We start from the raw sequence: 21,156 nt of genomic DNA, 5'->3' as shown, positions 1-21,156 counted from the left end.
CACTTTTCCCCCTTAACACGAGGTATTCACCATGGGCAATCTTAGCGGCAAGAAAGTCTTTATCACCGGCGCGGAGCAAGGCATCGGCCGGGCCACGGCAGAACAGCTGATCCAGGCCGGCTGCGATATTTATTTGCATTACCACAGCGGCGAAGAAGGCCCCAAAGCGCTGGTAGAGTTGGCGCATTCGCTGGGGCAGCGCGCGGCCTATGGCTACGCGGATTTAATCGAGACCGCAGACGCCGAACGCTGCGTGCGCGCCGGGGCGGAGTTTCTCGGCGGCATCGATATTTTGATCAATAACGTCGGCGGCATCGTCGGTCGTAAGTGGCTGGGAGAAATCGATCGCCAGTTCTGGCAAACGGTGCTGGATGTGAATATGACCACCATGCTGAACGTGACGCAAAGCGCGCTGCCATTCTTGAAGGCGGCAGCAGACGGCGCCAGCGTCGTCAATCTGGCCTCGCTGGCCGGCCGCGCCGGCGGACATTCCGGCTCGCTGGTCTACTCGTCCTGCAAGGGCGCGGTGCTGACCTGGACACGTTCGCTGGCGGCGGAACTGGGTGAACACGGCGTCCGGGTGAACGCGGTGGCTCCCGGGTTGATCCTCGGTACGCGTTTTCACGATCGCCACACCACCCAAGCCTCGGCGGAAGAAACCGTCCGCGCAATCCCGCTGGGCAGAGCCGGCACGCCGCAGGATGTGGCGCGCGTGATCGCCTTCCTGGCGGCGGAATATGACGGATTCGTCTCCGGTGCCACCATTGATATCAACGGCGGCATTTACCGCATGTAACCTACCGGCCGGCAGTCCGAAACGGCTGCCGGCATTTCAGACAGAGAACCAACATGATTAAATCAGAACTTATCCACCCGCCTCTGCTCGGCGCGCTGGCGGCATGCGGCCACAAAAGTCAGCTGTTAATCGCCGATGCCAATTACGCGGTAACCAGCAACGCCCGTAAAGACGCGACCGTGGTGTATCTCAATCTGTCGCCGGGGATGATCCCCGCCGCGCTGGTGCTGGAGAAAATCCTGACCTGTATCAATGTGGAACATGCCGCCCTGATGACGGCGCCGGCGGATTTTCCCCATACTGCGGCCGACGACTACCGACGCTTGCTGCCTACCGACTGCCCCATCAGCTATCTGGAGCGGGAGCAGTTTTACGCCGAGGTCAAATCCGAACGTACGGCGTTGATTATCGCCTCCGGCGAGCAGCGGCGCTTCGCCAATCTGCTGCTGACGGTCGCCCCGGTTTTTTGACTCTCCGCTGGGAGACCTAATCCATAGCGCACGTTCTTACCGATTACGCGGCGGCCGCAGAGTGCCGCCCTGTTGCACTCTATATGTATGTTGTAACTAAAATGGGAGCGGCGCACCGGCAAATGTGATAAGGCCAGTGCATTTCCCCATCGGTCAGTGCGGCGCCATATGCTGCGCAATCAGCGTCGCCAGTGGTAAACGCAAAGGTTGCGGCAGGTCATGCCCCATATCCGGCACAATATGCAGCCTGGCATGGGGAACCGCCCGCGCCACGGCAGCTCCTCCGGCCTTGCGCACCATACGGTCGGCACTGCCGTGGATCACCAGCGTCGGCGCCTGAATGTTCCGGCTGTAACGCCGCAGATCGCCGCTGCCCAGTAAGGCGGAAAACTGACGCTGCAGCCCTTCGCTGTCGCCGCCGCGCTGCAATAGCCGGCTGACCAGCGCATCCAGCTCCGCTTCCTGCATCGGGTAACGTTTACTGGCCAGCAGACGCAAACGAGTTTTACAGTAATGGTGCTGCTGTGCGCGCGACGCCTTAACGGGAAACGGCCGCAGCAGCTGGAATAACAGCGACGGCGCCGGCGGCGGCAACAGCGGTTGATTGGTGCTGGAAAACAGCACGATCAGGCTGCGCACTCGCTGCGGATACTCCGCCGCCAACACCTGGGCAATCATGCCGCCCATTGAGCCGCCCAACACATGCGCCTGCCGAATGTGCAGATGATCCAGAAGCTGAACGGCATCGGCCGCCATATCCGCCAGCGTATAAGGTACCGCACTTTGCCAGCCAAGCTGGGCGCGCAGTATCAGCAGCCACAGCGGCTGCCGGCGATGCCCGTGGGTTTTGCCGGACAGGCCGGCATCGCGGTTGTCAAAGCGAATCACCCGGTAACCCTGTTCAACCAGCGCCCGGCAAAACTCATCCGGCCACAGCAGCATCTGTGCGCCAATGCCCATTATCAGCAATAAGGGCGGCGCGCTTTCGTCACCCCAGTCTTCATACGCAATCGGTATGTCGCCGTTTGGCGCAACCCCGCTCCGCACCGCAATCTGCTGCATAAACAACCTCTTAATCTCCGCCTCGCTGAGGCCAGTGTAGCATGTACATGCCGTTACACGCCGAAACCAATCATGCACGGAAAGCCGGCGGCGCTTTCCCTATGCTGTTATCCACGGCCCCGCAGTGGGGTTAAGACACGAAAAATCACTTGAGGAACCGACAATGAAAAAAACATTAGCTCTGGTTGTTGCCGCTGCAATGGGCCTGTCCAGCGTCGCATTTGCCGCCGATGCCGCCACCGCAGCCCCGGCTAACAGCACCCACGTCAGCCACCATCACGCCAAGGCCAAAAAAACCGTGGTGCAGAAAGCCCAGGCGGCGAAAAAAACGCACAAGCACGCCAAACAACAGAAAAAAGCGGCGCACTGATCTGCCGGGGCACTCCGCCCTGACCACGTATGACGTTCATCCAAACACCCGGCCTGCCGGGTGTTTTTTATCGGAGGCTGTCATCTATGCTGCGCCGTTATCTGTTCGAAATCGTACTGGCCGTACTGATCCTCTGCGGCCTGATCGCCGCGGCGTTTTATCTCTGAGCATTGGCGTCCATGCACGCAGAATTTATTGAAAAATCAATCAACGAACGTTTCAACACGTCAATTTCCGTCTATAGTAGACATTCAGTGAGTTTATGGATTACCCCGTATCAGGCAAGAGATCTATGCGCATATCCGCTTTGCTGTTGTTGTGCTCATTTCCACTGATTAGCGCCGGCCCGGCCCGGGCCGACGGTCCCTCCCATGCGGAGAAAACCCGCCTGTTTTTTGGTAAAGACGACCGGATAAAAGTGAGTGAAACCCGCGGCTGGCCCTGGCAGGCTATCGGCCAGATCGAGACCGTCAGCGGCAATTTATGCACCGCCACCCTGATTTCACCACATCTGGCGCTGACCGCCGGCCACTGCGTGCTGGCACCGCCCGGCGTGCTGGATAAAGCGGTAGCGCTGCGTTTTATCGCCCAGTCCAAAGGCTGGGCTTACCAAACGGATAATATTGAAACGCTGGTTGATCGGAAGCTGGGGAAGAAACTGAAACCGGACGGCGACGGCTGGATCGTGCCGCCGGGCGCGGCGGCCTATGACTTTGCGCTGGTACGGCTCAAGGATGCGACGCCGCTGCCGCTACGGCCGCTGCCGCTGTGGCAAGGCGATACGCCGACCCTGACGCAGGCGATGAAACAGGCCAGAAGGCTGATTACCCAGGCCGGCTACCCCGAGGACCATCTGGACAGTCTGTACAGTCATCAGAACTGCACGGTGACCGGCTGGGCGCAGCAAGGCGTGCTGTCGCATCAGTGCGATACCCTGCCCGGCGACAGCGGTTCACCGCTGCTGCTGAAAACGGCAGACGGCTGGCGCCTGATCGCCATTCAAAGCTCCGCGCCGGCGGCCAAAGACCGCTACCGTGCCGACAACCGGGCGCTGGCGGTCACCGCTATTTATGCCCAGTTGCAGGCACTTGAACAGCAAGAATAGCGCGAGCCGGCGTGGAAGACAGACCCGCGCCAGGCGTTAAGCCGACAGCTGCTCAATAGTCTGCAGAATACGTTTATCAGACACCGGATACGGCGTACCCAACTGCTGGGCGAACAGGCTGACGCGCAACTCCTCGATCATCCAGCGCACCTCCTTCACCTCCGGCTCTTCCCGGCGCTTTGGCGGCAGCTTGTTCAGCCACTGCTGCCACGCCTGCTGAATCTGCTCCACCCGCAGCATCTGGGCGCGGTCACGGTGCGGGTCGATCGCCAGCTTCTCCAGACGACGTTCAATCGCCTGCAGATAACGCAGCGTATCCGGCAGACGCTTCCAGCCGTTGTTGGTGACAAAACCGCGGTACACCAGCCCGGCCAGCTGCGCCTTGATATCCGACAGCGCAAGCGCCAGCGACATATCCACCCGTCCTTTCAGGCGTTTGTTGATATTAAACACCGCGGTCAGGATCTGTTCGACCTGCTGCGCCACCTCCACCACGGTGTCGTTCAGCTCGGCGCGGATACGCTCCTGCAGCTTGGCGAACGCCTGCTCCTGCCACACCGGACCGCCATACTCGGCAATCAGCTTGTCGATACCGCAGGAGATGCAGTCGTCGATCAGATCCAGCACCTTGCCGTACGGGTTGAAGTACAGTCCCAGCTTGGCCTTGTTCGGCAGTTTTTCATGCAGATACTTGATCGGCGACGGAATATTCAGCAGCAGCAGGCGGCGCGTGCCTTGCCACATCGCCTGCTGCTGCTCCTGCTCGCTGTCGAACAGGCGGATCGCCACGCTGTCTTTTTCATCGACCAGTGCCGGGTAAGCCTTCACCGAGTAACCGCCGCGTTTTTGCTCGTAGAACGCCGGCAGTTCACCGAAGCTCCAGATATGCAGATCGCTCTGCTCCAGTCCGTCATCGGCCACCGCCGACAGCGTTTCCTGCACTTTCTCTTTCAGCTGCAGCTTAAGCGCCGTCAGGTCTTTCCCTTCGCGCAGGGTCTTGTGCTTGTCGCCCACCACACGGAAGGTCATTTTTAGATGATCGGGCACCTGTTCCCACTGCCAGTCATCACGTGACACCGTCACGCCAGTCATGCGGCGCAGCTCGCGCTCCAGCGCATCCAGCAGCGGCATCTCCAGCGGCGTCACCCGCCCCAGGAAGGCTTCAGCATAGTTCGGCGCCGGTACAAAATTGCGCCGTACCGGTTTCGGCAGCGATTTGATCAGGGCAATCACCAGTTCACGGCGGATTCCCGGGATCTGCCACTCGAAACCGGCTTCTTCAACCTGATTAAGCAACGGCAGCGGAATATGCACCGTCACGCCGTCGGCGTCGGTGCCCGGCTCAAACTGATAGCTCAGCCGCAGTTTCAGGTTGTCCTGATGCCAGTAATTCGGGTAATCCAGCGCGCTGATTTTATTCGCCCCCTCTTTGATCAGCATCGCTTTCTCAAAGTTGAGCAGATCCGGCTGCTGCTTCGCCGCCTGTTTCCACCAGTTATCAAAGTGGCGCGCCGAGACGATGTCGGCCGGAATGCGGCGATCGTAGAAGCTGAACAGCGTTTCATCATCCACCAGGATGTCGCGCCGGCGCGATTTGTGTTCCAGCTCTTCAACCTCTGCCCGCAGCTTCAGGTTGGCGCTGAAGAACGCATGGCGCGTCTGCCAGTCGCCCTCCACCAGCGCATGGCGGATAAACAGTTCCCGGCACAGCAGCGGATCGATATTGCTGTAATTGACCTGGCGCGCCGCCACAATCGGCAGGCCGAACAGCGTTACCTTCTCGCTGGCCATCACCGCACCCTGCGATTTCGACCAGTGCGGCTCGCTGTAGTGCTGCTTCACCAGATGCTGCGCCAGCGGCTCAATCCACTCCGGCTCGATACGCGCCGCAATGCGCCCCCACAGCTTGCTGGTTTCCACCAGTTCCGCCACCATCACCCACTTCGGCGGCTTTTTAAACAGGCCGGATCCGGGGAAGATGGAGAAACGCGCGTTGCGCGCGCCGGTAAACTCCTGCTTATCCGTGTCTTTCTGGCCGATATGCGACAGCAGCCCCGTCAGCAGCGCCGTATGTACGCTGCGTAAATCTGACGGCTCGCTGTTGATCGGCAGCCCCAGCTCCTTCACTACCTGGCGCAGCTGGGTGTAGATATCCTGCCATTCGCGCACCCGCAGATAGTTGAGGAAATCGGTGCGGCACAGGCGGCGGAACTGGCTGGAAGAGAGCGCCTTCTGCTGCTCTTTCAGGTAATCCCACAGGTTGACGAAGGTCAGGAAGTCGGAATCTTTGTCGGCGAAGCGGCGGTGCTTCTCATCGGAGGCCTGCTGTTTATCCAGCGGCCGCTCGCGCGGATCCTGGATCGACAGCGCCGCAGTGATGATCATCACTTCGCGCACGCTGCCACTGTTGCTGGCTTCCAGCACCATGCGCGCCAGACGGGGATCGATCGGCAATTGCGCCAGCTGCCGGCCGCGCGCGGTCAGCTGATAGTGACCGTTCGGCGCACTGTTAATCGCCCCCAGCTCTTCCAGCAGGCGCACGCCGTCCTGCACGTTGCGCTTATCCGGTGCTTCCACAAACGGGAAGGCGGCAATATCGCCCAGCCCCAGCGAGGTCATCTGCAGAATGACCGACGCCAGGTTGGTGCGCAGAATTTCCGGGTCGGTAAACTCCGGCCGCGACAGGAAATCCTGCTCCGAATACAGACGGATGCAGATGCCTTCCGATACGCGGCCGCAGCGCCCTTTACGCTGGTTGGCCGACGCCTGGGACACCGGCTCAATCGGCAGGCGCTGCACTTTGGTGCGGAAGCTGTAGCGGCTGATGCGCGCGGTGCCGGGATCGATAACGTATTTAATTCCCGGCACCGTCAGCGAGGTTTCCGCCACGTTGGTCGCCAGCACGATGCGTCGCCCATGGTGCGACTGGAATACCCGGTTCTGTTCACTGTTTGACAGCCGTGCATACAGCGGCAGCACCTCGGTATGCGGCAGGTTCAGCTTGTTCAGCGCGTCGGCGGTATCACGGATTTCACGTTCGCCGCTCATAAAGATCAGGATATCCCCCGGCCCTTCGCGTCCCAGTTCGTCCACTGCGTCAAAGATGGCCTGCAGCTGATCGCGTTCACCGTCGTCGGCGTCATCCACCACCGGACGGTAGCGCACTTCCACCGGATAGGTGCGGCCGGAAACCTCAATGATCGGCGCATTATTGAAGTGGCGCGAGAAGCGCTGCGGGTCGATAGTGGCGGAGGTGATGATCACTTTCAGATCCGGACGCTTCGGCAACAGCTCGCGCAGATAGCCAAGAATAAAGTCGATGTTCAGGCTGCGTTCGTGCGCCTCATCGATAATCAGCGTGTCGTACTGCATCAGCAGGCGGTCCTGCTGGATTTCCGCCAGCAGAATACCGTCGGTCATCAGTTTGACCAGCGACTGTTCGCCGACCTGATCGTTAAAGCGCACCTTATACCCGACGCTGCCGCCGAGCGGCGTGTCCAGCTCATCGGCAATGCGGTTGGCGACGGTGCGTGCCGCCAGACGGCGCGGCTGGGTATGGCCGATCAGCCCTTTCACCCCGCGCCCCAGCTCCAGGCAGATTTTCGGCAGCTGAGTGGTTTTCCCCGAGCCGGTTTCACCGGCGACGATCACCACCTGATGGTCGCGAATCGCCTCCAGAATCGCCTGCTTCTTCTGACTGACCGGCAGCCCCTGCGGATAGCTGATGGCCGGACAAGACGCGGCGCGCGACTGCACTTTCTGCAACGCCACCGCCATGTCGCCGGCGATTTCATCGGCGACCGCCTGCTGTGCATCGGAATTTTTGATTTTGCGCGCACCATGCAGCCGGCGCTGCAGGCGCTGTTGATCACGGAGCATCAGCTCGCCCAGTTGGGAAGATAATGCCGCGAGCGGAGATTTCACGTTTGGTATTCCTTGTTTCCGCGCTGCGCAACGGCTGGTCGGCAACGCCATTTAAATAAGTTCAGCATCACAACGCTGTTAGCCCGACAGAGTAACACAAGGCGTTTTTTCTCCATAACCCCTCTGTTTCCGCAGGCAATTGTCTTTCAATAAAATCGAACAAAGGTCTCGAAATATTCCGCTATCCCTGTAGGCAAAAGCCAAATAGAGTGTAATCCATGCGAGGGGCGCTAAGTCCTGCAGTTCCCCATCCTCACCCAACGGCCTTAACACGGCGGGTATTACGATTACGTAAGGAATTTACGATGAGCAAATTACTGGTTCTGAAATCGAGCATCCTGGCAAACTACTCACAGTCTAACCAACTGAGCGACTTCTTCGTTGAGCAGTGGAGCAAAAACCACGGCGGCGACACCATCACCGTACGTGACCTGGCGGCTAACCCGGTGCCGGTGCTGGATGGCGAACTGGTCGGCGCCATGCGCCCTTCCGACGCGCCGCTGACCCCGCGTCAGCAAGAAGCGCTGGCGCTGTCCGATGAGCTGATCGCCGAGCTGCAGGCCAACGACACCATCGTCATCGCCGCGCCGATGTACAACTTCAATATTTCAACCCAGTTGAAAAACTACTTCGACCTGATTGCCCGCGCCGGCGTGACCTTCCGCTACACCGAAAACGGTCCGGAAGGCCTGGTGAAAGGCAAACGTGCGATTATCCTGACCAGCCGCGGCGGCGTTCACAAAGGTACGCCAACCGACCTGGTTGAACCTTACCTGCGCCTGTTCCTGGGCTTCATCGGCATCACCGACGTGGAATTCGTGTTTGTCGAAGGCGTGGCCTATGGCCCGGACGTTGCCGGCAAAGCACAGGATGACGCCAAAGCTGTGCTGACTCAGGTGCTCACCGCCTGATAAACCGTCGAGGGCGCCGCGTGCGCCCTCAACGATTTCCCTGCCTGTTATTTCTGTTATTTCTTCAGCCACTGGCCGTTAATGCCGCGCACGTATTCCCCCGACGCCGCACGCGCCACCAGCTTCTGCCCGGTCATGCGCGCCACATCGTCCAGCGCAATATGGTTGCCCTCGGCAATCTTCTGATACTGTTCCGTTCGACCATCGTTGATGCGTTTCACCAGCGCCAGCGTATCGTTATCCTGTTTCAGCGGTGCGACATAGCCGCTCAGCGTTTCGCCGACGCGCCCCTGCTGTTTCGCCTCGTCCAGCGTCAACGCCATCACGCTGCCGCTCAGCAGCCAGCCGGCGCCAATCAGCCATAAATATCGCTTTTTCATTTACCCCACTCCTAGAACAGATCGCTGCGGTTTTTCAGCATATTTTCAACGTCTTTATCCACTTTGATATGGATTTCATGTTCGATCTTGACGTTCATATTGATGGTGATCGGCTCTTTCGGCGTCGCCACCTCAATACGCGGCACGCAACCGCTGAGCAGCACGCTGCCGACAACGGCCGCCAGAGCCGGCCCGGTGATGATCTTCATGGTTGTTCCCCTGGTTGTGCGAGGGCCTGTTCCAGCCACTCCTGCAGGTTGTCGCCAAAGCGCAGGCTGCGCCACAGCTGAAACACGTTTTCCTGATGGCTATAGTTCAAAATAACCTCTCGTTTGGCGTTTTTCTGCGGGTTAACCCCGTCGATTCTGGCCGTTAACGTCAGTACGCCCAGGTTGTCGAGATCGACCCTGGCCTGTGAGCGATGAATTTCCATATAGCGCAACCAGTCGATGGCCGCGCCGGTCGCCATATTGTTGCTGGCGATGGCGTCGGCCATATCCTTATCCAGCCGCAGCGTCAGCAGGCCGGCGTTGGCGATCCAGCCGTTGCGCACCAGCCATTGCGAGTTATTCAGGTACAGCGGCAGCTCGCCGTTCACTCGGCCGGACATGGCGAACTGTTTCGGCTTCAGCGCGGTAAACAGCGCGCTGAGGTCGACGCGATCCAGCTTCAGCACCGCAGCGTCATGCTGCGGCAGGCGCAGCGCCGACAGGCCGATGTGGCCGTTCAGCATATCCACGCCGACATTGCTCAGCGTCAGCGGCTGGCGTTCACTGTAGGGGTAGTAACCCTGCAGATTCGCGGTGATGTTCTGCATCTCAAACAGGTTACTCAGCGATTTAATGCGCAGCGTCACCGGCTGCTTGGCACCCAGCAGCCACTGGTGGTTCTGCAGCCGGTAAGACATGACGAAATCCAGACCGCTCATTTCGCCGTCCTTCATCCACATGCCGCCGTTTTTCACCACCCAGTGGCCGCCGGCGGCGAAGCCCTGTTCACGCGCGGCGGAGAATGCCGCCTGGGCGTAAAACTCGCCGTCGCGCAGCGTAATATTCAGATCCGGCGCCAACAACGGCTGGAACACCGCCAGGCGCTGCTTCGGCCACCAGCCTTCCCCGCGCAGGCGCTCACCGTCCCAGCGGCCGCGCAGCGCAATCGGCCCGATATCCTGCGCCTGCAACTTACCCTGCCACTGGAAGTTCTGCGGATCGCGCCCCTGCAGCCGCAGCGCCAGCGTCGACGCCGGCAGATGACCGCCGCCGTTGAAACTGACCTTATCCGCCACCAGCTGCAGTTCACCGTTCAGCGACGGGAGTGCGTCATCGCGCTGCCAGCGCAGCGGCTTGTTCAGCGTCAGGCGCGGCGCGGCCACCGTGACCATGCCATATTTCAGCCGATCAAAGCCGGTGGAGAGGCGATCGAGCGTCAGGAGGCTGTCCTGCCAGTCGCCGCTGCCCGCCACGTCCCACTTCGCCTGTAGCGGCGGCAGCTGGCCGTTGCCCCAATAGCGCCACTGCCAGCGCCCTTTGTCCGGCCAGAAATCTTGCGCCAGACCGTCCAGATGCAGTCTGAAACGTCCCCAATAGCTGTCGCTGGCGCGAATAATCGACTGCAGACGGCCGGTAATGCCATTGGCGGTGACTTTTACCCCGGCCAGCGGCAGACGCGCCTCTTCCAGCTTCATTTCCGGCGAGGCGTTGCCCCAGGCGCGCAGCAGCGAACCGGGCCGCAGCTCCAGCGTCGGGTTGAGAATAGAACCGCTGACCACGCCGGGAATCGACGCCGTCAGGGAAAAATCGGCCAGATTGGCCTGCCCGGTCAGTTGGAAGTCGAGATTGCTGCGCGTCAGGCCAACGCTGCCCGGCCCCAGCGTCAACACCGCATTGCCCTTGCCGTTGTGCCCGGCGGTGATCACATTCAGCCGAGCGCTGATTTGCGTTTCATCCAGTCCTTTGCTCCAGTCATGCAGCGCAATGTTGACGCCGCCGCTTAGCGGCTGGTCAATATACGGCCAGCGCCATTCGCCTTTGTCGATGCGGATTTGCTGCGGCGTGACCGACCAGGGCAAGGTTGCCAGCGGTTGCTTATCGCCTTTTTCCGTCAGCGTCACCACCCCTTGCCCCTGATGCCAGTTAATGTCCATCAGCAGCGGCTGCTGCAGATAGGCGGTTTGCACCTCGCCCCGCAGTTTGCCCTGCGGCGGCAGTGCGGCGAAATCGCGCGCTATGGTGATATCGCCGCTGAACCGCAGCGGATGTGGGCTATTGGGCGGCAGTACATTCAGCGAAGAGATTGCCAGCTGCTGCTGGTTATTCAGCAGCGCTTCCGCCTTGAGATTTTTACCCTGATAAAACAGCCGTTGGCCCGCAGCGGTATTATGCAGCTGCAGTTTGCCGGCATAGTGCTGCCAGGGCAGGATAGAGAGTTGGTTGATGCTCAGATCGAGCGCCGGCAACTGGCGCTGCAGCGCATCCAGGGTCAGCGGCGCGCCGTCGTCTTCGCCGGCGGGCAACTGGCTCAGGCAGGCGCTGTCAACGCTAAGTTTGTCGCTGTCCAGCAGCCAGCGACCGCCGCGATAATGCAGACGCGTCGCGCCCAAATCGGCCAGCAGGCACTGCTGCACTTTATATTGCGCCCCCGGCAACGATAGGCCACCGTTTTGCCAGCGCAGCGGCCCCTGCAGCGTCAGTTGGCTGCCTGCCGGTAGCCAGTACGCCGCCACGCGCGGCAGCCAGCGCGGCACCGTTTGCCACAGCACCAACAGCAGGATCAGGATAGCCACCACAATCCCTATGAATATTCTCAATCGTTTAGCCATTAAATGATTGCTTCATTCCTAGATAAGCATGCCCGCAGTTGCATTAAGTCTATGCCGGAAAGGGGAATTATGATGGCATGATTTTAGACCAGGGTGAAGTTAGATAGGACACGGGAAGCCCCTTTCTGCCATTTTCACCGATCTTTATCCGTCATTTGTCGATTTTGCTTACATATTAGCCGCCTGGCGCACGGCGCATTTCAGACTTTTGTTATTGTCGTTGCTGCTGATGATTAATAGTCTGGCAATGATTCTAATAAGTAAGTTGTATACCCACCGTATCCTAGCGTGATGGTATATATGAAGAAGCCATTTCCCCACCATGAATGTGGGGATTTTTTTGCCCGCGCCGTCCCCTATCCCCACCCGGTCCATAATGGCTAACTAATTGTCAAAATTGGCAAAAAACACTAAACTAGCCATAATATTCTCGGTGGAGAAACCACAATGAAACTGGCGATATACAGCACAAAACAGTATGACCGCAAATACCTTGAGTTGGTAAATCAGCAGTTTGGTTACGAACTTGAGTTTTTTGATTTTCTGCTCAGTAAGAAAACGGCCAAAACCGCAATCGGCTGCAAGGCGGTGTGTATTTTCGTCAACGATGACGGCAGCCGCGAAGTGCTGGAAGAGCTGGCGGCGTTAGGCGTAGAGATTCTGGCGCTGCGCTGCGCCGGTTTTAACAATGTCGACCTGGCCGCCGCACAGCAGCTCGGCATCAAGGTGGTGCGCGTACCGGCCTATTCGCCGGAAGCGGTGGCGGAACACGCCGTCGGTCTGATGATGAGCCTGAACCGTCGCATCCATCGCGCCTACCAGCGCACCCGCGACGCCAACTTCTCCCTGGAAGGACTGATCGGCTTTAATATGCATAACCGTACCGCCGGGGTGATCGGCACCGGTAAAATCGGCGTGGCTACCATGCGTATTCTGAAAGGCTTCGGCATGAAGCTGCTGGCCTACGACCCTTACCCCAGCGCACAGGCGCTGGAACTGGGCGCGGAATACGTCGATCTGCCGACGCTGTACGCCCAATCGGACGTTATCACTTTGCACTGCCCGCTGACGCCGGAAAATCATCACCTGCTGGACGCGCAGGCCTTTGCCATGATGAAAGACGGCGTGATGATCATCAATACCAGCCGCGGTGGCCTGGTTGATTCCGCCGCCGCCATCGACGCGCTCAAACAGCAGAAAATCGGTGCGCTCGGCATGGACGTGTATGAAAACGAACGCGATCTGTTCTTTGAGGACAAATCCAACGACGTGATTCAGGATGATATCTTCCGCCGGCTGTCGGCCTGCCATAACGTGCTGTTTACCGGCCACCAGGCCTTCCTGACGGAAGAGGCGTTGACCAGCATTTCTGAAACCACACTGCAGAATATCGATCAGCTGACGCGCGGCGAACCCTGCGCCAACCAGCTGCATGGCTGAAACACAGGGAACAACAACCTCAGGAGAGCAACAATGAAATCATGGATCCCGCTGGCGCTGGCCAGTACGCTGCTGGCCGGCTGCGCCGGCGGTACGCCTGCCGGCAAGCCGGTACAGGAAAGCGATCTGCTGCATCACAACTTTGTGCTGCAGAGCGTGGACGGCGTCGCCGCCAATGCACAACAGGGGCGCGGGCCAAGCATTGAATTCGGCGAGAAGATGCATATCTCCGGTTCAATGTGCAACCGCTTCTTCGGCAACGGCCAGTTGGACAACGGCGTGCTGACGGTTAAAAACCTGGCCTCGACGCGAATGATGTGTGCCGACCCGCTGCGTAACCAGTGGGATCAGGTCATCGGCAGCGTGCTGAATAACGGCGCGCGCGTCACGCTGGATGCCCAGCAGCTGACACTGAGCGACGGTAAACACACGCTGGTCTATACCCTGAAAGACTGGGTGCAATAAGCCCGCATTATCCTCCGGGGGCGGCGTTTAGCCGGCGCTGGCGCAGGCCCCCTGACCTAATGCCCACTCCTCGCACTGCTTGCCGTCCGGCATCTGACACATTCTGACCGCCTCGCCATTCAGCGTATGGGCAATGGTGGTGGTGCCGCCGACGTTGGCGCAGTGTGCGCTGGTCGGTAAGTGGTCAATTCTGGCGCTGGTGCCCTGCTGCTGCGGTTCATCATTATTGCTGCTGCACGCGGCCAGCAGCAAAACGGCGCCGGCCAGCGACCATTTGTGTATTTGCATTGCCATTGTTTTTCTCCTGAACCTGATTATATAAAAAATAACAACGCCTCTTGATGGGCATATGATCGTGCAATTAATACAAACCTGTACCCGAAATAATTCAAGTTGCAGGAAGGCAGCAAGAGAAGTAACCCTGATAAACTTACTCGGTAAGTGATTCGGGTGACTGAATGCGGCCAACACACCTGTAACTTGGAGTATGACGGGTGTATTTAATTTAGCCTGTTCGTTTAATAATGAGAATACATCGCCGCCATTATTTTGCGCTTTTTTGCGCCAGCCGAAACTTTATCACTGTCAGACACTCCTTATCACCATCGGTCGCAGGCAGAATTACGGCGCAAACGGCCGTCGGCGCGTGCTGGGCAGCAGCACGGCACGCCGCATTTTCTGCCACGTTGAAAGTGCGGCTCAGCGCGTATGCTATAGGCGCTAAGAGATTAGCATTCCACTATTTTTCAGTTAATTAACTGAGCTCTTCACCCCGCATGATTAACGTCATGCGGGCTTTTTTATTCATCGTAATATTAGTGAGCGCTGGTTTTTGACAATAGGTTAATCACCAATACTCCGGCGACGATTAATCCCATGCCGATAATTGCCGGCCAGTCGAGTTTCTGGTTATAAATAAATACCGCAGCGATAGACACCAAAACGACGCCCATGCCGGACCAGATCGCATACACAATGCCCAGCGGCATGCTTTTCACCACCATCGACAGGCCCCAAAAGGCCACGCCATAGCCCAGCACCACCACCAGCGAGGGCCACAGGCGGGTGAACCCTTCCGACGCCTTCAGCATGGTGGTGGCAACCACCTCGGCGATAATCGCCATGGTTAAATACATTAATCCCGTCATTTGTCCCGCTCTCTGTTAATAGCCAACGCCGCCATGATGGCAATAAAGCGCTAAATTATGGTTAAACCGCACCGCCACCGCCAGCGGATAATGCGATTTCCTTGCGACATATCAGGTTACAACGTTCCGACGCTGAAACCGCGCTCTGCACACAAACGTGATAAAGAACGCGATTTTCCCTCTGCTAGACTTTATTTAACGCTGTTTTTTTCACCCGGCTCCAGGGCATTTTTTTCCGCATGGCGCAACGCCATGGCTGAAATAAGGTACTTTCCATGATTACGACAGATGGCAACCATGCCGTTGCGTCGGTGGCTTACCGCACCAGCGAAGTCATCGCAATTTATCCTATTACGCCCAGCTCCACCATGGCCGAGCACGCGGACGCCTGGTCCGGTGACGGCCGCCAGAATATTTGGGGGGATACACCACGGGTGGTAGAAATGCAGTCGGAAGGCGGCGCGATCGCCACCGTGCACGGCGCCCTGCAGACCGGCGCGCTGTCGACATCGTTTACCTCCTCGCAGGGATTATTATTGATGATCCCGACGCTGTATAAACTGGCCGGCGAACTGACGCCGTTTGTGCTGCACGTCGCCGCGCGTACGGTGGCCACCCATGCCCTGTCGATCTTCGGCGACCATTCGGACGTGATGGCGGTACGCCAGACCGGCTGCGCCATGCTGTGCGCCAGCAATGTGCAGGAGGCGCAGGATTTTGCCTTAATCTCGCAGACGGCAACCCTCAACAGCCGTATTCCGTTTATTCATTTCTTCGACGGCTTCCGCACCTCGCACGAGATCAACAAAATCGTGCCGCTCAGCGACGATACCCTGCGGCAGATGATGCCGCAGGCGGCGATCGCCGCCCACCGCGCCCGGGCGCTGTCGCCGGAACGCCCGGTGGTACGCGGCACCTCCGCCAATCCGGATACTTACTTCCAGTCCCGCGAGGCCGCCAACCCGTGGTACGCGCAAACCTATCGCCACGTCAGCGAGGCGATGACGCAGTTCGCCGCGCTGACCGGTCGGCAGTATCAGCCGTTTGAATACTACGGCCACCCCGATGCGCAGCGGGTGGTGATACTGATGGGGTCGGCAATCGGCACCTGTGAAGAAGTGATTGATGCGCTGCTGGCGCGCGGTGAAAAGGTCGGTATGGTGAAGGTGCGTCTGTTCCGCCCGTTCTCGGCGGCCCACCTGCTGGAGACGCTGCCGGCCAGCGTGCGGAAAATCGCCGTGCTGGACCGCACCAAAGAACCGGGTGCGCCGGCCGAACCGCTGTATCTGGATGTGATGAGCGCGCTGGCCGAAGCCTTCAGCCGCGGTGAGCGCGATACCCTGCCGCTGACGATCGGCGGCCGCTACGGCCTGTCATCCAAAGAGTTCGGCCCCGACTGTGCGCTGGCGGTGTTTGCCGAACTGGAACAGGAACGGCCACGCCCGCGTTTCACCGTCGGCATCTTTGATGACGTCAGCGGGCTGTCGCTGCCGCTGCATGATAATCCGCTCCCCTCTCACGCCACGCTGGAGGCGCTGTTTTACGGCCTCGGCAGTGACGGCTCCGTCTCAGCGACCAAGAACAATATCAAAATCATCGGCAACGGAACGCCGCTGTTTGCCCAGGGCTACTTTGTCTACGATTCGAAAAAGGCCGGCGGCCTGACGGTGTCGCACCTGCGCGTCAGCGAACGGCCGATCAATTCCGCCTATCTGGTCAGCCGCGCCGATTTTATCGGCTGCCACCAGGCGCAGTTTATCGATAAATACCAGATGGTCGAACGTCTGAAAGACGGCGGGATTTTTCTGCTCAATACCCCTTACGGCGCTGACGAAGTGTGGGACCGGCTGCCGCAGGAAGTACAGGCGCTGCTTCAGCAACGCCAGGCGCGCTTCTATATTATCAACGCGGCCAAACTGGCGCGCGAATGCCAGCTTGGCGCGCGCATCAACACCGTGATGCAGATGGCATTTTTCCATCTGACGCAGGTTCTGCCGGATGACGTCGCTCTGCAACAGCTGCAGGACGCCATTGCCCGCAGCTACAGCAGCAAAGGCCAGGAGATCGTCGAGCGCAACTGGCAGGCGCTGGGGGCAACGCGCCAGGCGCTGACCGCCATTCCGCTGCGCTCCGTCAACCCCGCCAGCCCGCAACGCCCGCCGGTGGTGGCCGACGCCGCGCCGGACTTCGTCAAAACCGTCACGGCGGCGATGCTGGCCGGGCTGGGAGATGCACTGCCGGTATCCGCCTTCCCGCCGGACGGCACCTGGCCGGTGGGCACCACGCAGTGGGAAAAACGCAATATCGCCGAAGAGGTGCCGATCTGGCGGCCGGATCTCTGTACCCAGTGCAACCACTGCGTCGCCGCCTGCCCGCACTCGGCCATTCGCGCCAAAGTCGTGCCGCCGGCGGCCATGGAGCACGCGCCGGCCAGCCTGCAGTCGCTGGATGTCAAAGCGCGCGATATGCGCGGGCAGAAATACGTGCTGCAGGTGGCGCCGGAAGACTGCACCGGCTGTAACCTGTGCGTGGAAGTCTGCCCGGCCAAAGATCGCCAGCAGCCGGAGATCAAGGCGATCAATATGGCCTCGCGCCTGGAACATCTGGCGGAAGAGAAAGCCCATTACGACTTCTTCCTGCAGCTGCCGGAAATCGATCCGGCGCAGCTTGAACGCATCGATATCCGCACCTCACAGCTGATTACGCCGCTGTTCGAATACTCCGGCGCCTGTTCCGGCTGCGGCGAAACGCCTTATATCAAGCTGCTGACCCAGCTATACGGCGATCGCTTGCTGATCGCCAACGCCACCGGCTGTTCGTCCATCTACGGCGGCAACCTGCCCACCACGCCGTACACCACCAATGCCGCCGGCCGCGGCCCTGCCTGGGCCAATTCACTGTTCGAGGACAACGCCGAATTTGGACAGGGCTTCCGCCTGACGGTCGATCAGCATCGGCAGCGCGCCTTGCGTCTGCTGGCGTCGCAGGCCGATCGTCTGCCGGCGGAGCTGGTCAACGGGCTGCGGATGGATGACATCGCACCCGCCCTGCGGCTGAAGCAAATCGCCGAGCTGCGCACCCAGCTGGCGCAGTTCGATGACGGTAACGCCCGCCAGCTGGCCGACGATGCCGATCATCTGCTGGATAAATCCATCTGGCTGATCGGCGGCGACGGCTGGGCCTATGATATCGGTTTTGGCGGGCTGGACCACGTGCTGAGCCTGACGGAGAACGTCAACGTGCTGGTGCTGGATACCCAGTGTTACTCCAACACCGGCGGCCAGCAGTCGAAGGCCACGCCGCTTGGCGCGGTGACCAAATTCGGCGAACACGGTAAACGCAAGGCGCGTAAGGACCTCGGCGTCAGCATGATGATGTACGGCCACGTGTATGTGGCGCAGATTTCGTTAGGTGCGCAGCTGAATCAGACGGTAAAAGCGATTCAGGAGGCGGAAGCCTACCCCGGCCCGTCGCTAATTATCGCCTACAGCCCGTGTGAAGAGCACGGCTACGATCTGGCGCTGAGTCACGACCAGATGAAACAGCTGACCGCCAGCGGTTTCTGGCCGCTGTACCGCTTCGATCCGCGCCGCACGCAGGAAGGCAAAGCGGCGCTGGCGCTGGATTCACGGCCGCCGAACAGCGATCTTGCCGCCACCTTGCTGAAGGAGCAGCGTTTCCGCCGCCTGAACAGCCTGCAGCCTGAGGTCGCCAGCGCGTTGTATCAGGAGGCCGCGCAGGAGTTGCAGCAGAAATACGACTTCCTCAGTCTGCTGGCCGGCAAGGCGGAAAAATCGGCCAACGAGTAAATCCTACCGGGCGCGCTGAATGCGCGCCCGTCATTTGGGGTAGTGACATCAATTCTCAACGCTTGCATAAAACAACATAGACGTCCCAGGCTATTTTACTGCCTTTTTCCCCTTTTAGTTCGACACGTTCCTTTATTCCCTTTACACATCCAATAAAAAAATAAGAAAAAGTCCTGTTTTTCATAAAAACATGCGGGGATGTTTTAAAAAAATCCATTCGTTTATGTTTGTTTCGGTGTAAAAATAGCGTTTATTGATATGAATCAAGGATAGAAAATATGGCACTATATGGAAAATTTATAATTAACGATGCGGACTATTCTCCGTTAACGATTTATGGCATCGGTACATTTATGGCATTCTCTGGAAAAGGCGCGTACAGGAATACTCCAGGATGCGGCATGGTTCCCAATGCAGGCCCGATCCCCGCTGGCAAATACTGGATAGTTGATAGGCCGTCAGGTGGCAGCATGTGGCACGTTAAAACATTTCCCTATGATGCATGGAACAGATTTGCACGGAATATACCAACGCCCAGCTGGGACTGGTTTGGGCTATATCGAGACGATGGAGCGATAGACGACTATACATGGATAAATGGAGTAAGGCGCGGGAATTTCAGATTGCACCCCGGTGCAGTTTCCCTCGGCTGTATTACACTAAAACACCATTCCGATTTTGCCGTAATACGCAATGCGCTACGAAGAACGAGAGGAACAAAATTAAAAGAAAACATTAAATCATACGGGGTTATAGACGTGATAAGCAATGGCGAATGTGGGGTTAGTCATGGTGACGTGGTTTAAGATATTAGCAAAGACAGCGTTATTCATCGCGCTACTGATAACTTTGGGCTTGGTGCTACCTTACGAATACATTTATGAATGGCTAATTATAAATATGACGGAAGGCACGGCCGCTCGAATATCTGATTTTTTTTGCGGATACCCGGAACCGCTTTATTACACTTACACGTTAATATGCTTCCCGATAAATTTAATGCTATCCATTATTGCATACAAGATAATTATAATAGCATTTAATCGGATGGATAAAGGCCGGTAGTTCCGGCCTTTTTTTATCAGTACACCTTCCAGGCAGAGGACGCCAGCGGATCGTTACCCTACTCGCGCCAGCAATAGAGGCACCGGCCTGCACCGTAAAGTGGTGATTATTTTTCACCATCGCGAATATGGACGTAGCGAAAAACAGCGTCTGCGGTTTGTATTCATGCCACGAATGGCAAAAGGAAAGCAGGCACCTCACTATGCGCTATTCTCGATCGGGGCGCGATGGGATGCCGCAGTAAAACGTGCTGGCATTCGTCGCCGTAATCCGTACCATACTCGCCAAACTGCACCTATGCCGTGAGCCGTGTTGATCGCGCTGCGGTCAGGATGCCACTGCATGTAGCACCGTGGGCGCGGATGGATTTTTCCTATCCGCCCGTTGAATGGTAAACTGGCCGCTAACGGCGCCATGTCCATAGTGCACCCCAATGAGAACGAGCACGATTTAAATGTCAGAAAAACAAACAGTGAGCCAGAAAGAACAGTACAACCTCAATAAGCTGCAAAAGCGCCTGCGCCGCAACGTAGGCGAGGCCATCGCCGATTTCAATATGATTGAGGAAGGCGACCGCATCATGGTGTGTCTGTCCGGCGGCAAAGACAGCTACACCATGTTGGAAATTCTGCGCAACCTGCAGCAGAGCGCGCCGGTTAACTTCTCGCTGATAGCGGTCAACCTGGACCAAAAGCAGCCGGGCTTCCCGGAACACATCCTGCCGGCCTATCTGGACGGACTGGGGGTGGACTATCAGATCGTAGAAGAAAATACCTACGGCATCGTTAAAGAGAAAATTCCAGAAGGCAAAACCACCTGCTCACTGTGCTCGCGCCTGCGCCGCGGCATTCTCTACCGCACCGCCAGCGAACTGGGTGCCACCAAAATCGCGCTGGGCCACCACCGCGACGATATTCTGCAGACGCTGTTCCTCAATATGTTCTACGGCGGCAAGATGAAAGGCATGCCGCCCAAGCTGATGAGCGACGACGGCAAACACGTGGTGATCCGTCCGCTGGCCTACTGCCGTGAGAAAGATATCGAGCGCTTTGCCCAGGCGAAAGCCTTCCCGATCATTCCCTGCAACCTGTGCGGTTCACAGCCGAACCTGCAGCGCCAGGTGATCGGCGATATGCTGCGCGACTGGGATAAACGCTACCCCGGCCGTATTGAAACCATGTTCAGCGCAATGCAAAACGTGGTGCCTTCGCACCTGTGTGATACCGAACTGTTTGACTTCAAAGGCATTCAGCACGGCGACGAAGTGGTAAACGGCGGCGATCTGGCGTTCGATCGCGAAGAGCTGCCGCTGCAGCCGGCCGGCTGGCAAGCCGCAGAGGCTGACGAGATCGTCGCCGCACCTGAACGGCTGAACGTATTGGAAATCAAGTAA

General features: G+C 58.4%; 17 protein-coding genes and 1 pseudogene. 11 read left to right on the top strand and 7 right to left on the bottom strand.

Features of this window, described 5'->3' with window-relative positions; all coding sequences use genetic code 11:
• The first annotated feature begins 31 nt into the window (after positions 1 to 31).
• Together TAN611_RS11260 and TAN611_RS11255 are read left to right on the top strand one after the other, a co-directional pair.
• Positions 32 to 796: an SDR family NAD(P)-dependent oxidoreductase gene (locus TAN611_RS11260; RefSeq protein ID WP_105231074.1), complete on the top strand. Its 765-nt coding sequence runs from the start codon at positions 32 to 34 to the stop codon at positions 794 to 796.
• Positions 797 to 849: 53 nt separating this feature from the next.
• Positions 850 to 1,266 (top strand): RbsD/FucU domain-containing protein, encoded by a 417-nt coding sequence (locus TAN611_RS11255; RefSeq protein WP_111737130.1) that lies wholly within the window; start codon positions 850 to 852, stop codon positions 1,264 to 1,266.
• A 153-nt stretch (positions 1,267 to 1,419) separates the two neighbouring features.
• Here the strand turns inward: TAN611_RS11255 and TAN611_RS11250 are convergent, their stop codons facing one another.
• On the bottom strand, positions 1,420 to 2,328 hold the full coding sequence (locus tag TAN611_RS11250; RefSeq protein ID WP_105233328.1) for an alpha/beta fold hydrolase: 909 nt from the start codon (positions 2,326 to 2,328) through the stop codon (positions 1,420 to 1,422).
• Between the two features lie 163 nt (positions 2,329 to 2,491).
• Between TAN611_RS11250 and asr the strand changes: the two genes are divergently transcribed.
• Positions 2,492 to 2,698 carry an acid resistance repetitive basic protein Asr gene (asr, locus tag TAN611_RS11245; protein ID WP_203067713.1) on the top strand — a complete coding sequence of 69 codons (207 nt, stop codon included), beginning with the start codon at positions 2,492 to 2,494 and terminating at the stop codon, positions 2,696 to 2,698.
• 292 nt (positions 2,699 to 2,990) lie between these two features.
• Entirely contained in the window at positions 2,991 to 3,803 is an 813-nt protein-coding gene (locus tag TAN611_RS11240; protein ID WP_203067712.1) for a serine protease, read from the top strand.
• Positions 3,804 to 3,839: 36 nt separating this feature from the next.
• Here TAN611_RS11240 and hrpA read toward each other — a convergent pair whose 3' ends face one another.
• On the bottom strand, positions 3,840 to 7,727 hold the full coding sequence (gene hrpA / locus TAN611_RS11235) for an ATP-dependent RNA helicase HrpA (RefSeq protein ID WP_105231070.1): 3,888 nt from the start codon (positions 7,725 to 7,727) through the stop codon (positions 3,840 to 3,842).
• Positions 7,728 to 8,032: 305 nt separating this feature from the next.
• Here hrpA and TAN611_RS11230 point away from each other — a divergent pair, with 305 nt between their 5' ends.
• On the top strand, positions 8,033 to 8,638 hold the full coding sequence (locus TAN611_RS11230) for an FMN-dependent NADH-azoreductase (RefSeq protein WP_105231069.1): 606 nt from the start codon (positions 8,033 to 8,035) through the stop codon (positions 8,636 to 8,638).
• A 56-nt stretch (positions 8,639 to 8,694) separates the two neighbouring features.
• On the opposite strand, the gene TAN611_RS11225 is transcribed toward TAN611_RS11230, so the two are convergent.
• From TAN611_RS11225 to TAN611_RS11215, 3 genes are read right to left on the bottom strand one after another with little or no spacing between them, the layout of a single operon-like run.
• Complete coding sequence (locus tag TAN611_RS11225) at positions 8,695 to 9,018, bottom strand: YdbL family protein (RefSeq protein ID WP_111737131.1); 324 nt, start codon at positions 9,016 to 9,018, stop codon at positions 8,695 to 8,697.
• Positions 9,019 to 9,029: 11 nt separating this feature from the next.
• A complete protein-coding gene (locus TAN611_RS11220; RefSeq protein ID WP_105231067.1) occupies positions 9,030 to 9,227 on the bottom strand; it encodes a YnbE family lipoprotein in 198 nt (65 codons plus the stop codon).
• The gene (locus TAN611_RS11215; protein ID WP_203067711.1) at positions 9,224 to 11,836 is read right to left on the bottom strand and encodes a YdbH family protein; all 2,613 of its coding nucleotides are present in this window, start codon (positions 11,834 to 11,836) and stop codon (positions 9,224 to 9,226) included. The genes TAN611_RS11220 and TAN611_RS11215 overlap by 4 nt, the downstream gene beginning before the upstream one ends.
• A 447-nt stretch (positions 11,837 to 12,283) precedes the next feature.
• Between TAN611_RS11215 and TAN611_RS11210 the strand changes: the two genes are divergently transcribed.
• Positions 12,284 to 13,276: a 2-hydroxyacid dehydrogenase gene (locus TAN611_RS11210; RefSeq protein WP_105231065.1), complete on the top strand. Its 993-nt coding sequence runs from the start codon at positions 12,284 to 12,286 to the stop codon at positions 13,274 to 13,276.
• A 33-nt stretch (positions 13,277 to 13,309) separates the two neighbouring features.
• Positions 13,310 to 13,741: a heat shock protein HslJ gene (hslJ, locus tag TAN611_RS11205; protein WP_105231064.1), complete on the top strand. Its 432-nt coding sequence runs from the start codon at positions 13,310 to 13,312 to the stop codon at positions 13,739 to 13,741.
• A gap of 27 nt (positions 13,742 to 13,768) precedes the next feature.
• Here the strand turns inward: hslJ and TAN611_RS11200 are convergent, their stop codons facing one another.
• Positions 13,769 to 14,029 carry a DUF333 domain-containing protein gene (locus TAN611_RS11200; protein WP_105233326.1) on the bottom strand — a complete coding sequence of 87 codons (261 nt, stop codon included), beginning with the start codon at positions 14,027 to 14,029 and terminating at the stop codon, positions 13,769 to 13,771.
• Positions 14,030 to 14,556: 527 nt separating this feature from the next.
• Positions 14,557 to 14,889, bottom strand: a complete 333-nt coding sequence (locus tag TAN611_RS11195) for a multidrug efflux SMR transporter (RefSeq protein ID WP_105231063.1) — start codon at positions 14,887 to 14,889, stop codon at positions 14,557 to 14,559.
• A gap of 275 nt (positions 14,890 to 15,164) precedes the next feature.
• Here TAN611_RS11195 and nifJ point away from each other — a divergent pair, with 275 nt between their 5' ends.
• From nifJ to ttcA, 4 genes and pseudogenes are all read left to right on the top strand, one after another.
• Positions 15,165 to 18,698, top strand: a complete 3,534-nt coding sequence (gene nifJ, locus TAN611_RS11190; protein WP_203067710.1) for a pyruvate:ferredoxin (flavodoxin) oxidoreductase — start codon at positions 15,165 to 15,167, stop codon at positions 18,696 to 18,698.
• 278 nt (positions 18,699 to 18,976) lie between these two features.
• Positions 18,977 to 19,504 carry a DUF2778 domain-containing protein gene (locus tag TAN611_RS11185; RefSeq protein WP_203067709.1) on the top strand — a complete coding sequence of 176 codons (528 nt, stop codon included), beginning with the start codon at positions 18,977 to 18,979 and terminating at the stop codon, positions 19,502 to 19,504.
• 340 nt (positions 19,505 to 19,844) lie between these two features.
• Positions 19,845 to 20,054 (top strand): annotated as a pseudogene (locus TAN611_RS23510) (site-specific integrase); the annotation flags it as partial.
• Between the two features lie 163 nt (positions 20,055 to 20,217).
• The gene (ttcA, locus tag TAN611_RS11180; protein WP_105231060.1) at positions 20,218 to 21,156 is read left to right on the top strand and encodes a tRNA 2-thiocytidine(32) synthetase TtcA; all 939 of its coding nucleotides are present in this window, start codon (positions 20,218 to 20,220) and stop codon (positions 21,154 to 21,156) included.

This window comes from Serratia sp. Tan611, from assembly GCF_905188235.1.
Classification (GTDB): Bacteria; Pseudomonadota; Gammaproteobacteria; order Enterobacterales; family Enterobacteriaceae; genus Serratia_B; species Serratia_B rhizosphaerae.
Note: the sequence above shows the minus strand (reverse complement) of the source record. Positions and strands in the feature narration are given on the sequence as shown.

Coding starts and splice junctions, on each gene's coding strand:
- TAN611_RS11260 (WP_105231074.1), top strand. CDS start 32: ATGGGCAATCTTAGCGGCAAGAAAGTCTTTATCACCGGCGCGGAGCAA.
- TAN611_RS11255 (WP_111737130.1), top strand. CDS start 850: ATGATTAAATCAGAACTTATCCACCCGCCTCTGCTCGGCGCGCTGGCG.
- TAN611_RS11250 (WP_105233328.1), bottom strand. CDS start 2,328: ATGCAGCAGATTGCGGTGCGGAGCGGGGTTGCGCCAAACGGCGACATA.
- asr (WP_203067713.1), top strand. CDS start 2,492: ATGAAAAAAACATTAGCTCTGGTTGTTGCCGCTGCAATGGGCCTGTCC.
- TAN611_RS11240 (WP_203067712.1), top strand. CDS start 2,991: ATGCGCATATCCGCTTTGCTGTTGTTGTGCTCATTTCCACTGATTAGC.
- TAN611_RS11230 (WP_105231069.1), top strand. CDS start 8,033: ATGAGCAAATTACTGGTTCTGAAATCGAGCATCCTGGCAAACTACTCA.
- TAN611_RS11225 (WP_111737131.1), bottom strand. CDS start 9,018: ATGAAAAAGCGATATTTATGGCTGATTGGCGCCGGCTGGCTGCTGAGC.
- TAN611_RS11220 (WP_105231067.1), bottom strand. CDS start 9,227: ATGAAGATCATCACCGGGCCGGCTCTGGCGGCCGTTGTCGGCAGCGTG.
- TAN611_RS11215 (WP_203067711.1), bottom strand. CDS start 11,836: ATGGCTAAACGATTGAGAATATTCATAGGGATTGTGGTGGCTATCCTG.
- TAN611_RS11210 (WP_105231065.1), top strand. CDS start 12,284: ATGAAACTGGCGATATACAGCACAAAACAGTATGACCGCAAATACCTT.
- hslJ (WP_105231064.1), top strand. CDS start 13,310: ATGAAATCATGGATCCCGCTGGCGCTGGCCAGTACGCTGCTGGCCGGC.
- TAN611_RS11200 (WP_105233326.1), bottom strand. CDS start 14,029: ATGCAAATACACAAATGGTCGCTGGCCGGCGCCGTTTTGCTGCTGGCC.
- TAN611_RS11195 (WP_105231063.1), bottom strand. CDS start 14,889: ATGACGGGATTAATGTATTTAACCATGGCGATTATCGCCGAGGTGGTT.
- nifJ (WP_203067710.1), top strand. CDS start 15,165: ATGATTACGACAGATGGCAACCATGCCGTTGCGTCGGTGGCTTACCGC.
- TAN611_RS11185 (WP_203067709.1), top strand. CDS start 18,977: ATGGCACTATATGGAAAATTTATAATTAACGATGCGGACTATTCTCCG.
- ttcA (WP_105231060.1), top strand. CDS start 20,218: ATGTCAGAAAAACAAACAGTGAGCCAGAAAGAACAGTACAACCTCAAT.